The sequence below is a fragment of the Streptomyces sp. NPDC004435 genome, assembly GCF_042873895.1.
GTDB lineage: Bacteria > Actinomycetota > Actinomycetes > Streptomycetales > Streptomycetaceae > Streptomyces.
The window spans coordinates 126,333-139,497 of sequence record NZ_JBIAMB010000007.1; the positions used below are offsets into that span (position 1 = coordinate 126,333).

A 13,165-nucleotide genomic window follows, 5' to 3' on the forward strand; every position below is an offset into this window, starting at 1 on the left:
TCACTCACACGGGTGAGCCGGGGGCGGTGGTCAGCTGCCGGGCAGTTCGAGGTCGCTCTTGTTGAGCTCCTCGATGTTGACGTCCTTGAAGGTGAGGACGCGGACCTGCTTGACGAACCTGGCCGGTCGGTACATGTCCCAGACCCAGGCGTCGGCCATGCTGACCTCGAAGAAGACCTCGCCCTGGACCGAGTGCACCTGCATCTCGTAGTCGTTGGTGAGGTAGAAGCGCCGCTCGGTCTCGATCACGTATTTGAACAGCCCGACGACGTCGCGGTACTCCCGGTAGAGCTTCAGCTCCATCTCGGTCTCGTACTTCTCGAGGTCCTCGGCGCTCATGGCATGTTCCCCTTCAGCCGTGCGTCCCCCTATTGTGCGCCAGCCGCGGGCGCCCCTTGGACGATTTCCGGGGCGAGTACGACGGGCGCGCTCGGGGGTCCCTCGTCGAGCAGCGTGCGGAGCAGCTCGGCGAGCCTGATGGGGTACACGGTCTCATGGGCCACCGACAGTTCGGCGGAGGTCCACCATCTGAGGCCGGAGAGGCTGCGGGTCTCCAGTTCGGTGAGGGCCTGGGGTCCTGGTACGGGGCCGGTGTGGCGGGTGCGGGCGAGGTAGTACCACTCGTCCTGGTGCCATTGGCGGCCGGCGAAGGGGAAGGAGCAGCGGCGCTGCCAGAGGACGGGTCCGAGTTCGACGTCGGTGAGGCCGGTCTCCTCGGCGAGTTCGCGGAGGGCGGCCTGTTCGTGGGTCTCGTCGCCTTCGAGTCCGCCGCCGGGGGTGAACCACCAGGTGTCGGTGGGGTCGTCGGGTTCGTGGCCGTGCATGAGGAGGATGCGGTCGGTGGGGTCGAGCAGGATGACCCGGGCGACCTGCCGCATCTCCGCGCCCGCCTCGCCGCCGCCGGGAGCGGAGCCCGTACGGCCTCCGTCGGGAGCGGAGCCCGTACCGCCGCCGGAAGCCGAGCGCGTACGACTCCCGTCGACGGCGGAGCCCGTATCGCCGCCTCCAGGAGCTGAGCCCGTACGACTCCCGTCGGCGGCGGAGCCCGGATCGCCGCTCGTGGCGCTGTCGGGGCCGTTCCTCGTGCCGTCCGTCATGCCTTCACCTTCTCCCCGCCCGGCTTGCTCCGCTTCTCCCCGGCCGGCTTGTTCCGCGCTGTCAGTCGCTGGGCCAGGGGGCCGTAGGCGGCTCCGCCGAGGATGAGGGCGGCTCCGGCTGCGATGGCGGTGAGGAGGGGCGTGAGGGGGCCGGGGGTGGAGACTCCGCCGGGGAGGGCGGCGAAGGCGGCGGGGCGTTCGACGAGTCCGCCGCTCAGGGGCCAGGCGACGGCGTCGACGCGGGCGACGACGGTGGCCCGGGGCACCGAGCCGCGGGCGGCGTCCTCCAGGTGGGTGCGGGAGTCGAGGGAGGTGGCGCGGTCGTCGCCGAGGAGGAAGAGGCTGCCCTCGGGGACGGTGGCGGTGAAGTCCTCGGTGGAGGCGCGGACGGTGCCGTCGGGTCCGGGCCGCAGATACGGTTCTTCGACGGGGGTGCCGTTGACGGTGAGGCGGCCGTCGGTGCCGCAGCAGGCGACGGTGTCGCCGCCGACGCCGACGACCCGCTTGACCATGGTCGAGTCGCCCCACAGCGGGTCCTCGAAGACGACGACGTCGCCGCGCCGGACCTCGTCGCCGTCGATGCGCTGGGCGAGGAGTTTGGAGCCCGGTTCGAAGGTGGGGGCCATGGAGCCGGTGGGTACGGTGTACGGCCGGTAGAGCAGGGCCCCGGCGGCGAAGCCGCCGAGGAAGAGCAGACAGCCGACGGCCACGGCCAGCCCCGACAGCACGCTGCCGAGCCGGCCGTGGCCGTCACGCTTCTTGGTGGTCCCGCTCATGTGCACCCCAGAGGTCCGTGGTCCGTGGACGATCTGGGACGGCACCCTACCCGCGGGAAGCTACTGGGCGGTATGCCGTGCGGCCCGCTTCCTCCGCCGGCGGATCACCAGCGGGAGGGCTCCGGCGAGGCCGAGGGCCGCCGCGCCCGGGGTCGTCGCCGCGGCGGGCACGACGGCCGTGGCCGCCGCCGCGGCCGGGTTGAGGCCGGGCTGGTCGAAGACGGCCGGTACGGGCAGCGTCGCCCAGCGGGTGAGGGGCCAGGCGACGACGACGGCGCGGCCGACGACCTGGTCGTTGGCGATGGTGCCGCCGCCGGGGAGCTCCTGGTGGAAGCGGGAGTCGAGCGAGTTCTGGCGGTTGTCGCCCATGACCCAGATGCGGTCCTGGGGGACCTTGATCGGGCCGAAGGAGTCCTGGCAGGGCATGGAGCCGGGGTAGAGGTAGGCGGACTCGTCGAGTTCCTTGCCGTTGAGGACGACCTTGCCGCCCTCCTTGCAGGAGATGGTGTCGCCGCCGACGGCGATGACCCGCTTGATGAGGTCCTTCTCCTCGGCGGACGGCATGAGGCCGATGAAGCTGAGGAACTTCTGGATCGCGTTGGGCTTGGGCGTCTCCGCGGTCTCCAGCCAGCCGCCCGGGTCGTGGAAGACGACGACCTCGCCGCGCTCGGGCTCGGAGCCGAACCAGGGGGTCAGCTTGTCGACGAGGACCCGGTCGCCCTTCTTCAGGGTGTTCATCATCGATTCCGACGGAATCGAGAACGCCTGTACCAGGAAGGTCTTGATCAGCAGCGCGAGGATCAGCGCGATGCCGATGAGGAGCGGCAGTTCCTTCCAGAAGGAGCGCTGCTTCTTCGGCCTGGCGCCGTTTCCGTCGGTCCCGCCCGGCTCGTCGCCGGGGGGCGGCGTTCCCTCGCCGCTGGTGTTCTCTTCCGTCACGTTCTCACCTCTGGCCCCGTCGGCCCTGTCCTCGGGCCCGTCGTGTCCGGAACGTGCGCCGACGGCCACTTCCCCCACATCCACTCCTCACTCGGTGCGGCGGCCCGTCCCGGAACAGGGACAGGCCCGCCACTCCCATAACGAGCAGGAGTTCCCCAGGGGTCGGCGGCCACGGCATTCCGTTCACGTTCCGCGAGGACACACTATGCGACATACCGAGCGCGGTCCCGGCTGCCGTACGCGCGTCCGGCACGGCGGTGAAGGTCTCGCGTTCCTCCAGGCCGCGCCAGTGACCGAACGGCCAGGCGATCACCACCGCGCGGCCCACGACCTGCTCCTCGGCGATGGTGCCCCGGCTCGGCTCGTCGAGGTGGTAGCGGGAGTCCGCGGAGTCGGAGCGGTGGTCGCCGAGGACGAAGACGCGGCCTTCGGGGACCTTCACGTCGAAGGGGATCGTGGACGGCTTGTCGCCGGGGTTGAGGTACGGCTCGTCCAGCGGTACGCCGTTGACGGTGATCCGCCCGTCCTTGCCGCAGCAGCGGACGGTGTCGCCGCCGACCGCGATCACGCGCTTGATGAGGTCCCGGTCGTCGGCGGAGGGCATCAGGCCGATGAAGGTCAGCGCCTGCTTGACCTGCTTGATCCCGATGGGGTCCTCGGCTGCGGGGGCGGTGTCCTGGTGGAGCCAGTTGCCGGGGTCCTTGAAGACGACGACGTCACCGCGCTGCGGCTTCGAGCCGAACCACGGAGTGAGCTTGTCGACGAGCACGCGGTCGTCGATCCGGATCGTCTGCTCCATGGAGCCGGACGGGATGACGAAGGCCTGGACGAGGAAGGTCTTGAGGACGAGCGCGATGAGCACCGCGACGCCGACGAGGATGGGGATCTCGCGGAGCGCGGAGCGCTGCCGGCGCCGTTTGACCTTGCGGGCGAGCCGGCGGCGCTCGGCGCGGCCGGGCGGTGGTGCCGGGGTCGCGCCCGGTTCGGCGCCCGCACGGATACCGCGGCTACCCATGTCCGCTCCCCCGCGGTCCGAAGGGGTGCCCGCCGGAGGGAGGGGCCGGCACGGAGTCGTACGCGTCGGTGTCGGGCACGGTGGTCCAGCGGCCGAAGGGCCAGACGATCCAGTCGGCGCGGCCGACGACCTCGTCGACGGGGACCATGCCGCCGCCGGGGCTGCCGAGGTGGTCGCGGGAGTCGCTGGACTGGCTGCGGTGGTCGCCCATCACCCAGAGGGTGCCCGGGGGGACGACGATGTCGAAGGGCACGTCGGAGGGCCGGTCGCCGGGGGTGAGGTACGGCTCCGCGACACGGGTGCCGTTCACGGTGATCCCGCCGTCCTCGTCGCAGCAGACGACCCGGTCGCCGCCGACGCCGACGACCCGCTTCACGAAGTCGGTCTCGTCGGGGGCGGCCAGCCCGAGGGCGGCCGCGGCGTCGTGCAGCAGGCCCGTGACGGGATTGCCGGCCGGCTCGTCCTGGACGAAGGATCCGGTGCCGTCGAAGACGACGACGTCTCCCCGGCGCGGCTCGCTGCCGAAACGGTACGCCAGTTTGTTGACCAGGATCCGGTCCCCGACCTGGAGGGTGGGTTCCATGGAGCCGCTGGGGATCAGGAAGGGCTGGGCGACGAAGTGGCTGAGGAGCAGCAGGAAGACCACGCAGGCGGCGCCGGCGAGACCCGTCCTGCGCCAGGAGGGACCGCGCCCCGCGGTGTCGTCAGGAGCGTCCTCGGCGGTGCCGTCCGGACCGTCGGCGGTGGTGGGCGACGTGGCGCCCGGGACGGCCTCCGGGACGGTGGGGGTGGGGTCCGGGGTCTCGGGCGCGCCGGCCGGTGCCCCGGAAACGCGCACGGAGCGCGACCCGTCCTCCGTGGCGGGATCCGGTTGGGGATCCGCCGGGGAGGAGGGGGCGCGCTCCGTGTGCTGTGCTTCGGTGTCCATCGGGGGGTGAGCCTATCCGGCCCGCCTGTACGAGGAGCGTGAAGCGTCGCGTGAGCGGTGAGCCGGGGCTCAGCGGTCGCGCTTCTCCTTGATCTTGGCAGCCTTGCCGCGCAGCTCACGCAGGTAGTAGAGCTTGGCGCGACGGACGTCACCGCGGGTCACGACCTCGATCTTCTCGAAGATCGGGCTGTTCACCGGGAAGGTGCGCTCGACGCCGACGGAGAACGAGACCTTGCGGACGGTGAAGGTCTCGGAGACGCCGGAGCCCTGGCGGCGGATGACGACGCCCTTGAACTGCTGGATACGGGAGCGGTTGCCCTCGATGACACGCACGTGGACGTTCACGGTGTCGCCGGGACGGAAGGCGGGCAGGTCGGAGCGGAGGGAAGCCGCGTTCACCTGGTCGAGCAGGGAGGCCATGGAGGTCTCTTTCCTCGCCGATGCCACAGGTCATCAGCGGTGATGTACGAATCGATGAGATCGCCGTCCGGTCGATGGCGGGCGGCTCCCCCTGTGGCAGGGGCGCGCGCCGGACGGACGGCAGTCGCCTATTCTTCCACGCCCTCGACCCTGCGCCAAAATCGGCCGCCGGGCTCGGGGGCCCAGCCGAGGATCGAGAGGGTCTCGCGGTCCTTCTTGTCGAAGGCGGCGGGGTCGCAGCGTTCGATGAGGTCGGGCCGGTTGGCCGCGGTACGGCGGAACGCCTCGTCGCGGCGCCAGCGGGCGATCTTGCCGTGGTGGCCGCTGAGCAGCACCTCGGGGATCTCGCGGCCGCGCCACTCGGGGGGCTTGGTGTAGACGGGGCCTTCGAGGAGGTTGGCCATGGCGCCGGGGGCGAAGGAGTCGTCGCGGTGCGACTCGGCGTTGCCGAGGACGCCGGGGAGGAGGCGGGCGACGGCCTCGGTGATCACCAGGACGGCGGCCTCGCCGCCGGCGAGTACGTAGTCGCCGATGGAGACCTCGTAGACCGGCATGCGGGTGGCGTACTCGTCCATGACCCGGCGGTCGATGCCCTCGTAGCGGGCGGGGGTGAAGATCAGCCAGGGCCGCTCGGAGAGCTCGACGGCGAGTTCCTGGGTGAAGGGGCGGCCGCTGGGGGTGGGGACGACGAGGACGGGGCCGTGCGCGCCGCTCTCGTAGCCGTCGGCGAGGGTCTGGTCGAGGGCGTCGCCCCAGGGCTCGGTCTTCATGACCATGCCGGGTCCGCCGCCGTAGGGGGTGTCGTCGACGGTGTTGTGCCGGTCGTACGTCCACTGCCGCAGGTGGTGGACGTGGACGTCGAGCTGTCCACGCGCGCGTGCCTTGCCGACGAGGGAGACGTTCAGCGGTTCGAGGTACTCGGGGAAGATCGTGACGACGTCGAGCCTCATGCCTGGTCGTCCTCTTCGGCGTCGCGGGCGGAGGCGATCTCGGCGCGGTCGTCGATGAGGCCGGGCGGCGGGTCGATGACGGCCCTCTGGTTCTCCAGGTCGATCTCGGTGACGATCTGCTCCACGAAGGGGATCATCAGCTCCGTGCCGTCCGGGCGCTCGACGATGAAGAGGTCCTGGGAGGGCAGGTGGGAGATCTCGGTGATGACGCCGATCTCGGTGCCGTCGGCGAGGACCACGTCGAGGTCGACGAGCTGGTGGTCGTAGTACTCGTCCTCCTCCTCGGGCAGTTCCTCGGGGTCGATCTCGGCGATGAGGAGGGTGTTGCGGAGGGCCTCGGCGGCGTTGCGGTCGCGGACGCCCTCGAAGCGCAGCAGCAGCCGGCCGCTGTGCACCTTGCCGGACTCGACGGTCAGCGGGCCGGCGGAGGCGGGGTCGGTGAGCAGGACGGCGCCGGGGCCGAGCCGCAGTTCGGGCTCGTCGGTGCGCACCTCGACGGTGACGTCGCCCTTGATCCCGTGGGCGCGGCCGATCCGCGCGACTACCAACTGCACTGGTGAACTCTTCCTGTCGTACGGCAACGGGCCGGGGTGGGCGGTCTGCCCTCCCCGGCCCGTGCCGGTGTCAAACTTTCAGCGGACCTGGTCCACGTCGACGAGGTCGACGCGGATGCCACGGCCGCCGATGGCGCCCACGACGGTACGCAGCGCACGCGCGGTGCGGCCGTTGCGGCCGATCACCTTGCCGAGGTCCTCGGGGTGGACCCGGACCTCCAGCACGCGGCCGCGGCGCAGGTTGCGCGAGGCGACCTGCACGTCGTCGGGGTTGTCGACGATGCCCTTCACGAGGTGCTCGAGAGCCTCCTCGAGCATGATCAGGCCTCGGTGGTGGACTCGGCCTCGGCCTCGTCCGCCTTCGCCTTCTTGGCCTTCGGGGTGATGGCCTCGCCCTTGTCGTCAGAGCCCTCGAGGGCCTTGGCGAACTCGTCGAAGGAAGCGCGCTTCTCTTCCTTCGTCACCGGGGAGAGCAGGGCCTTCTCCGGGGCGGGGAGACCCTTGTGCTTCTGCCAGTCGCCGGTGAGCTTCAGGATGGCGAGGACGGGCTCGGTCGGCTGGGCGCCGACGGAGAGCCAGTACTGCGCGCGCTCGGAGTCGACCTCGATACGCGACGGGTTGTACGTCGGGTGGTAGAGGCCGATCTCCTCGATCGCGCGGCCGTCACGGCGGGTGCGCGAGTCGGCGACGACGATGCGGTAGTGCGGCTGGCGAATCTTGCCGAGGCGCTTGAGCTTGATCTTGACTGCCACTGGAGTGGTGTCTCCTGGTCTTGACGTGGTTGGGCACTTGAGATGCCACGTGGGGTTGCGGTACTCGGATGCCCGATGGACGCGTCAGCCGGAGGAGAGAGGGGTCCTGTGCGACTGTCGAGTACAGCTGACCATTGTGCCACACGCCGCCAGGTCAGCCGGCGGCGCCCACCGTCTCCGGGATCCGGAAGGGCTTGCCGCAGCCACCGCAGACGATCGGGGCCTGGGCGAGCACCGAGGGCACCACGCGCACGTTGCGCCCGCAGTCGCAGACGGCCTTGACGCGGACGCCGCCGCCCGAGGAGCCGTGCCGGGCGGCCGGTCCGCGGAAGGAGCGCTTGGTGTCGGCGGCCGTGGCGACGGTGTGGGCCTTGAGGGCGCGCTGGAGCCGCTCCATGGTGGGCCGGTACCGCCGCTTCGCCTCGGGGTTGAGCGTGACCAGCGAGAAGCCGCTGCTGGCGTGCGGCTCCTCCGGATGGTCGAGGCCCATCTCCTCGGCGATCGCGAGGAATCTGCGGTTGTGGTAGCGGCCGGCGCGGGAGGTGTCGCGGACACCCCGGGCGGCGGCGATGCCGTGGACTGCCTCGTGGAGCAGTCGCTCGAAGGAGAGCTCGGCGCCGCAGGCGGACGAGGACTCTCCGATCAGGGACTCGGGCGCGGCGAGGTCCGGCAGCTCGGGGTGGTGCCGCTGAATGTCGGCCCACGCCTGCGCCAGCTCTGCGGCGAGGACAGGTGGTGTCGTGCTCACGTCGGGTACAACGAGCCGGATCCCGTCCGGGTTCCATTCCGGGGCAACTCAAATATTTTGCACGTACCCGTCAGTCGGTACCCATGCGTCCACAGCTGGTGCACAGGGCGCATACGCCCCGGCGCGCGGTCGTGTCACGCGCGCCGGAGCGGTGTGGGACGGGACACTACCGGGCCTCTGCCCGAGTTCGGGCACCGACCCCCCTCCCCCGGCGCGGGCCTCCCCCGGGCCTGGCGCGAACTCGTCCGGAGTCGTCCGGCCCGAGCACTGGACGCCGGACGCGAAGCGCAGTTCCCTGACTACGGGGGGCTGTCGTCCGGCACGGAATGGGGCCTGATCCATGACACCTACGCTCGTCCCGCACCACCCCGCGCGCGATTGGGCCGAGATCCAGGAGCGGATGCTCGTCCCGCTCTACGAGGCGGCCTACGAACGTCTCGGCGTGGGCCCGGGAACCCGGCTGCTCGGCCTGGACTGCGGCACCGGCCTCGCCCTCCTGATGGCGGCCGCGCGGGGTGCGTCGGCCGCCGGGGCGGAACGGGACCACGCACGCGCGGAGCTGGCCAGGGCCCGCCTTCCGGAGGGCGTGGCGGTCACCGCCGAGGTGCCGGGGGACGGCCCGTACGACGTGATCACCCACTTCCACGCGGCGGACCGCACCGCCTTCGGGCCGGCCGATCTCACCCGGACGGCCCAACCGGGCACGGCGGTCGTGCTGGCGGGCTGGGGGCCGCCGGAGCGCTGCGCGACGGAGCCGCTGCTGCGGCTGGCGGACCGGCTCGCCGACCGGCGCCCCTCCCCCTGCACGGATCTGGGCGCCCTCGCTCTCCGGGCCGGGCTGCGGCCCGTCGGCTCGGGGCGGGTCGCCTGCCCCTTCGGGTACGCCGACGAGTCCAGCGCGGTGCGCGGCCTGCTGTCCACCGGCGCCTTCGACACGGCCGTGCGGTCCGGCGATCCCGCACAGGTGGAGAAGGAGATCGAGGAGGCGCTGACCCCGTACCGGCGCGCGGACGGCACGGTGTGGATGCCGAACGTCTTCCGGTACGTGGTCGCGCGGGTGCCGTAGGCCGTACGGAACGGACGTGGGATCCAAGGTCCGGGATCCAATATCTGTGATCCGGAATCCGTGATCCGGGATCCAACAGCCAGGATCTCGGACATTGGATCCGGGATCCGGGATCCGGGAAGTTGGATCCGGGACCGTGGATGTTGGATCCAGGACCCGCCACCCCGGAATCCAGCCTCAGCCCCGCGTCTCCGGATTGGGGCCGACGCCCGGCTCCGGGGCGTTCGGGTCCGGGCGTTCGATGCCGGCGGCCCGGTAGGCGGCGTCCTCCTCCAGGGTCTCGGCGGCGAGGAGGGCGGCGCTCAGGGCGTCGAGCTTGTCGCGGTTCTCGTTCAGGAGGCGTACGGCGTCCTCGTAGCACTCGTCGACGATCCGGCGCATCTCGGCGTCGACGGTGTCGAGGGTCGCGGGGGCGGCGGAGAGCCCGTACGCCTGCTGGGCGTCGCTGGGGATGGCGGTGAGCCGGCCGACGGTCTCGCTCATGCCCCAGCGGCCGACCATGCCGCGGGCGATGTTGGTGACCTGTTCGAGGTCGCTCTCGGCGCCGGTGGTGATGACACCGAAGACGACCTGTTCGGCCGCCATGCCGCCGAGGGCGCCGATGATCCGGCCACGCAGGTACTCCTCCGTGTAGGCGTACTTGTCGGCGTCGGGGGTGGAGAGGGTGACGCCGAGGGCGCGGCCGCGCGGCACGATGGTGATCTTGCGGACGGGGTCGGCTCCCGGCTGGAGCATGCCGAGGAGGGCGTGGCCGCTCTCGTGGTAGGCGGTGCGGCGGCGTTCCTCCTCGGGCATGACGAGGGGGCGTTCGGCACCGAGCTGGACCTTCTCCAGGGCGTCGGAGAGGTCGGACTGCGTGACGGCCTTCTGTTCCCGCTTGACGGCGAGGAGGGCGGCCTCGTTGGCGAGGTTGGCGAGTTCGGCGCCGGTCATGCCGGGGGTGGTGCGGGCGACCTGCTCCAGGTCGACGTCCTTGGCGAGCGGGATCTGGCGGGTGTGGATCTTGAGGATGGCCTCGCGGCCGCCGCGGTCGGGCGGGTTGACGTGGACGATCCGGTCGAAGCGGCCGGGGCGGGTGAGGGCGGGGTCGAGGACGTCGGCGCGGTTGGTGGCGGCGAGGACGATGACGCCCTCGGAGCCGGTGAAGCCGTCCATCTCGGTGAGGATCTGGTTGAGGGTCTGCTCGCGCTCGTCGTGGCCGCCCATGCCGGAGCCGCCGCCGCGGGCGCGCCCGATGGTGTCGATCTCGTCGATGAAGATGATGGCGGGGGCGACCTTGCGGGCCTCGGCGAAGAGTTCGCGGACGCGGGAGGCGCCGACGCCGACGATCATCTCGATGAACTCGGAGGCGGAGGCGGAGAAGAACGGCACCCCGGCCTCGCCGGCGACGGCGCGCGCGAGGAGGGTCTTGCCGGTGCCGGGCGGCCCGGCGAGGAGGACGCCGCGGGGCATCTTGGCACCCATGTCCCGGTACGCCTGCGGGTTCTTGAGGAAGTCGACGACGTCGTTGAGTTCGCCCTCCACCTCGTCGATGCCGGCGACGTCGGCGAAGGTGGTGCGCTTGCCGCCCTCCACCTCGACCGGTTTGGGCGGCTGCTTGCGGCCGAGCATGCCGCCGGCGCCGCCCATGCCGGCGCTCATCCGGCGCGCGATGAAGACCCAGAGGAGGACGAGGAGGAGCATCGGGGCGAGGGAGAGGAGGAGATTGGCGAGGAAGGAACGTTCCTGCACCACGGGCTCCGCGGTGACGGTGACCTTCTGCTGGGTGAGCTGCGCCCACAGGTCGTCGTCGGCGAAGGCCGGCCGCTGGGTCTGGAACTTGGTGTAGTCGCCCTTGCCGTCGGGGACCGGCTGCTTCTCCTTGAGCTGGCCCTGGATGGCGTCGCCCTTGGAGTAGATCTTGGTGACGTTCCCCGCGGTGACCTGCTTGCTGAACTCCGTGTACGAGATCGTCGGGCCGTCGCCCTCGTTGAAGAAGGAGAGCACGAGGTTGGCGATGAGGTAGACGGCGAGCGCGGTGAGGATCAGGCTGCCCCAGCCTCCGGGCATCTTCTTCTTCGGGGGCGGGGGCGGCGGCGCCCCTTCCGAGCGCCAGGGCTGGTCGGTCCGGTCGCGCGGGGGTACGGGGTTGGCCACGTCGCTCTCCTCGGGGCGGCAATGGGCCCAGTATCGAAGATCGTGACGAAGGCGGCATTCCGGGTGGTCCGGGCGGACGAGAAGGGGCCCGGGGCGGTCTCGTACCGCCCCGGGCCCCTTCTCCCGGGCACTTGCCGGGCGTCAGCCCATGAACTTCTTGAACTCGTCCGGCAGCTCGAAGTCCTGCGGGCCCTGCCCTGCGCCCGGCAGCCCGAAGGCGCCGCCCTGCTGGGCCTGCTCCCGCTTCTCCTGGGCGGCCTGCTCCTCGGCCTTGCGCTTCATCGGGTTGCCGCTCTTGCGCTTGCCCTTGGCCTGCTTGACCTGCTTCTTCTGCCGGCCGGGGCCGCCGCCCATGCCCGGGATGCCGGGCATGCCGGGCAGGCCGCCACCCTGGGCCATGCGGGACATCATCTTGCGGGCCTCGAAGAACCGCTCGACCAGGCCCTTCACGGCGCTGACCTCGACGCCGGAGCCCTTGGCGATACGGGCGCGGCGGGAGCCGTTGATGATCGTGGGGTCCTGGCGCTCGGCCGGGGTCATCGACTTGATGATGGCGGCGGTACGGTCCACGTCCCGCTCGTCGATGTTGGCGATCTGCTCCTTCATCTGCCCCATGCCGGGCAGCATGCCGAGCAGCTTCGAGATGGAGCCCATCTTGCGGACCTGCTCCATCTGGGCGAGGAAGTCGTCCAGGGTGAAGTCCTGGCCCTTCTTCGACGCGAGCTTCGAGGCCATCTTGGCGGCCTCTTCCTCGTCGAAGGTCTGCTGGGCCTTCTCGATGAGCGACAGCATGTCGCCCATGCCGAGGATGCGGGACGCCATGCGGTCCGGGTGGAACGCGTCGAAGTCGTCCAGCTTCTCGCCGTTGGAGGCGAACATGATCTGCTTGCCGGTGACGTGCGCGATGGAGAGCGCGGCACCACCGCGGGCGTCGCCGTCGAGCTTGGAGAGCACGACGCCGTCGAAGCCGACGCCGTCGCGGAAGGCCTCGGCGGTGTTGACCGCGTCCTGACCGATCATGGCGTCGACGACGAAGAGGATCTCGTCGGGGCTGACGGCGTCGCGGATGTCCGCGGCCTGCTGCATCAGCTCCTGGTCGATGCCGAGGCGGCCGGCGGTGTCGACGATGACGACGTCGAAGACCTTGGAGCGCGCGTACTCGATCGAGTCCTTGGCGACCTGGACCGGGTCGCCGACGCCGTTGCCGGGCTGCGGGCCGTAGAAGGCGACGCCGGCGCGGTCGGCGACGACCGAGAGCTGGTTGACGGCGTTGGGGCGCTGGAGGTCGCAGGCGACGAGCAGGGGCGAGTGACCCTGCCCCTTCAGCCAGAGGCCGAGCTTTCCGGCGAGGGTGGTCTTTCCGGCGCCCTGGAGACCGGCGAGCATGATCACGGTGGGCGCGGTCTTGGCGAACCGCAGCCGGCGGGTCTCGCCGCCGAGGATGCCGATGAGCTCCTCGTTGACGATCTTGATGACCTGCTGGGCCGGGTTGAGGGCCTGGGAGACCTCGACGCCGGTGGCACGCTCCTTGACCTGCTTGATGAAGGAGCGGACGACCGGAAGGGCCACGTCCGCTTCGAGCAGGGCGATCCGGATCTCGCGTGCGGTGGCGTCGATGTCCGCCTCGGACAGACGGCCCTTGCCGCGGAGGTTCTTGAAGGTCGCTGCAAGGCGGTCGGAGAGGGTATCGAACACGGCGGTCGCGGATCCTCGGTGTCGTGGGCGGTCGGATTGCCCTCCAGGGTATCGGGCCGTCCGGAGAGTGTGGCCCCGCCCGCCCGATC

The 13,165-nt window shown here is 71.1% G+C and carries 15 protein-coding genes; 1 reads left to right on the forward strand and 14 read right to left on the reverse strand.

Annotated elements, in window-relative coordinates:
• Nucleotides 1-30 precede the first annotated feature (30 nt).
• From ACFYT9_RS14560 to ACFYT9_RS14615, 12 genes are all read right to left on the reverse strand, one after another.
• Entirely contained in the window at nucleotides 31-339 is a 309-nt protein-coding gene (locus ACFYT9_RS14560) for a DUF2469 domain-containing protein (RefSeq protein WP_005311352.1), read from the reverse strand.
• Between the two features lie 29 nt (nucleotides 340-368).
• Nucleotides 369-878 carry an NUDIX hydrolase gene (locus ACFYT9_RS14565; RefSeq protein WP_387274860.1) on the reverse strand — a complete coding sequence of 170 codons (510 nt, stop codon included), beginning with the start codon at nucleotides 876-878 and terminating at the stop codon, nucleotides 369-371.
• A 215-nt stretch (nucleotides 879-1,093) separates the two neighbouring features.
• Entirely contained in the window at nucleotides 1,094-1,873 is a 780-nt protein-coding gene (gene lepB / locus ACFYT9_RS14570) for a signal peptidase I (protein ID WP_389163529.1), read from the reverse strand.
• Nucleotides 1,874-1,933: 60 nt separating this feature from the next.
• Complete coding sequence (gene lepB / locus ACFYT9_RS14575) at nucleotides 1,934-2,881, reverse strand: signal peptidase I (RefSeq protein WP_387274816.1); 948 nt, start codon at nucleotides 2,879-2,881, stop codon at nucleotides 1,934-1,936.
• Nucleotides 2,817-3,827 (reverse strand): signal peptidase I, encoded by a 1,011-nt coding sequence (gene lepB / locus ACFYT9_RS14580; RefSeq protein ID WP_389163532.1) that lies wholly within the window; start codon nucleotides 3,825-3,827, stop codon nucleotides 2,817-2,819. The genes lepB (ACFYT9_RS14575) and lepB (ACFYT9_RS14580) overlap by 65 nt, the downstream gene beginning before the upstream one ends.
• Entirely contained in the window at nucleotides 3,820-4,755 is a 936-nt protein-coding gene (gene lepB / locus ACFYT9_RS14585; RefSeq protein WP_389163535.1) for a signal peptidase I, read from the reverse strand. Before lepB (ACFYT9_RS14585) ends, lepB (ACFYT9_RS14580) begins: the two co-directional genes overlap by 8 nt.
• A gap of 69 nt (nucleotides 4,756-4,824) precedes the next feature.
• Nucleotides 4,825-5,175: a 50S ribosomal protein L19 gene (rplS, locus tag ACFYT9_RS14590; RefSeq protein ID WP_043229374.1), complete on the reverse strand. Its 351-nt coding sequence runs from the start codon at nucleotides 5,173-5,175 to the stop codon at nucleotides 4,825-4,827.
• Between the two features lie 128 nt (nucleotides 5,176-5,303).
• Nucleotides 5,304-6,125 (reverse strand): tRNA (guanosine(37)-N1)-methyltransferase TrmD, encoded by an 822-nt coding sequence (gene trmD, locus ACFYT9_RS14595; RefSeq protein WP_376605936.1) that lies wholly within the window; start codon nucleotides 6,123-6,125, stop codon nucleotides 5,304-5,306.
• Entirely contained in the window at nucleotides 6,122-6,679 is a 558-nt protein-coding gene (gene rimM / locus ACFYT9_RS14600; RefSeq protein WP_389163538.1) for a ribosome maturation factor RimM, read from the reverse strand. Before rimM ends, trmD begins: the two co-directional genes overlap by 4 nt.
• A gap of 78 nt (nucleotides 6,680-6,757) precedes the next feature.
• Nucleotides 6,758-6,997, reverse strand: a complete 240-nt coding sequence (locus tag ACFYT9_RS14605) for an RNA-binding protein (protein ID WP_030206382.1) — start codon at nucleotides 6,995-6,997, stop codon at nucleotides 6,758-6,760.
• 2 nt (nucleotides 6,998-6,999) lie between these two features.
• Nucleotides 7,000-7,431, reverse strand: coding sequence for a 30S ribosomal protein S16 (rpsP, locus tag ACFYT9_RS14610; protein ID WP_376604508.1), 432 nt, complete (start codon nucleotides 7,429-7,431; stop codon nucleotides 7,000-7,002).
• A gap of 154 nt (nucleotides 7,432-7,585) precedes the next feature.
• The gene (locus ACFYT9_RS14615; protein ID WP_361958981.1) at nucleotides 7,586-8,179 is read right to left on the reverse strand and encodes a hypothetical protein; all 594 of its coding nucleotides are present in this window, start codon (nucleotides 8,177-8,179) and stop codon (nucleotides 7,586-7,588) included.
• A 340-nt stretch (nucleotides 8,180-8,519) separates the two neighbouring features.
• Between ACFYT9_RS14615 and ACFYT9_RS14620 the strand changes: the two genes are divergently transcribed.
• Entirely contained in the window at nucleotides 8,520-9,245 is a 726-nt protein-coding gene (locus tag ACFYT9_RS14620; RefSeq protein ID WP_389163542.1) for a methyltransferase type 11, read from the forward strand.
• 177 nt (nucleotides 9,246-9,422) lie between these two features.
• On the opposite strand, the gene ftsH is transcribed toward ACFYT9_RS14620, so the two are convergent.
• Together ftsH and ffh are read right to left on the reverse strand one after the other, a co-directional pair.
• The gene (gene ftsH, locus ACFYT9_RS14625; RefSeq protein ID WP_387274825.1) at nucleotides 9,423-11,381 is read right to left on the reverse strand and encodes an ATP-dependent zinc metalloprotease FtsH; all 1,959 of its coding nucleotides are present in this window, start codon (nucleotides 11,379-11,381) and stop codon (nucleotides 9,423-9,425) included.
• Nucleotides 11,382-11,522: 141 nt separating this feature from the next.
• A complete protein-coding gene (gene ffh / locus ACFYT9_RS14630; RefSeq protein WP_376604300.1) occupies nucleotides 11,523-13,076 on the reverse strand; it encodes a signal recognition particle protein in 1,554 nt (517 codons plus the stop codon).
• Nucleotides 13,077-13,165: the final 89 nt, after the last annotated feature.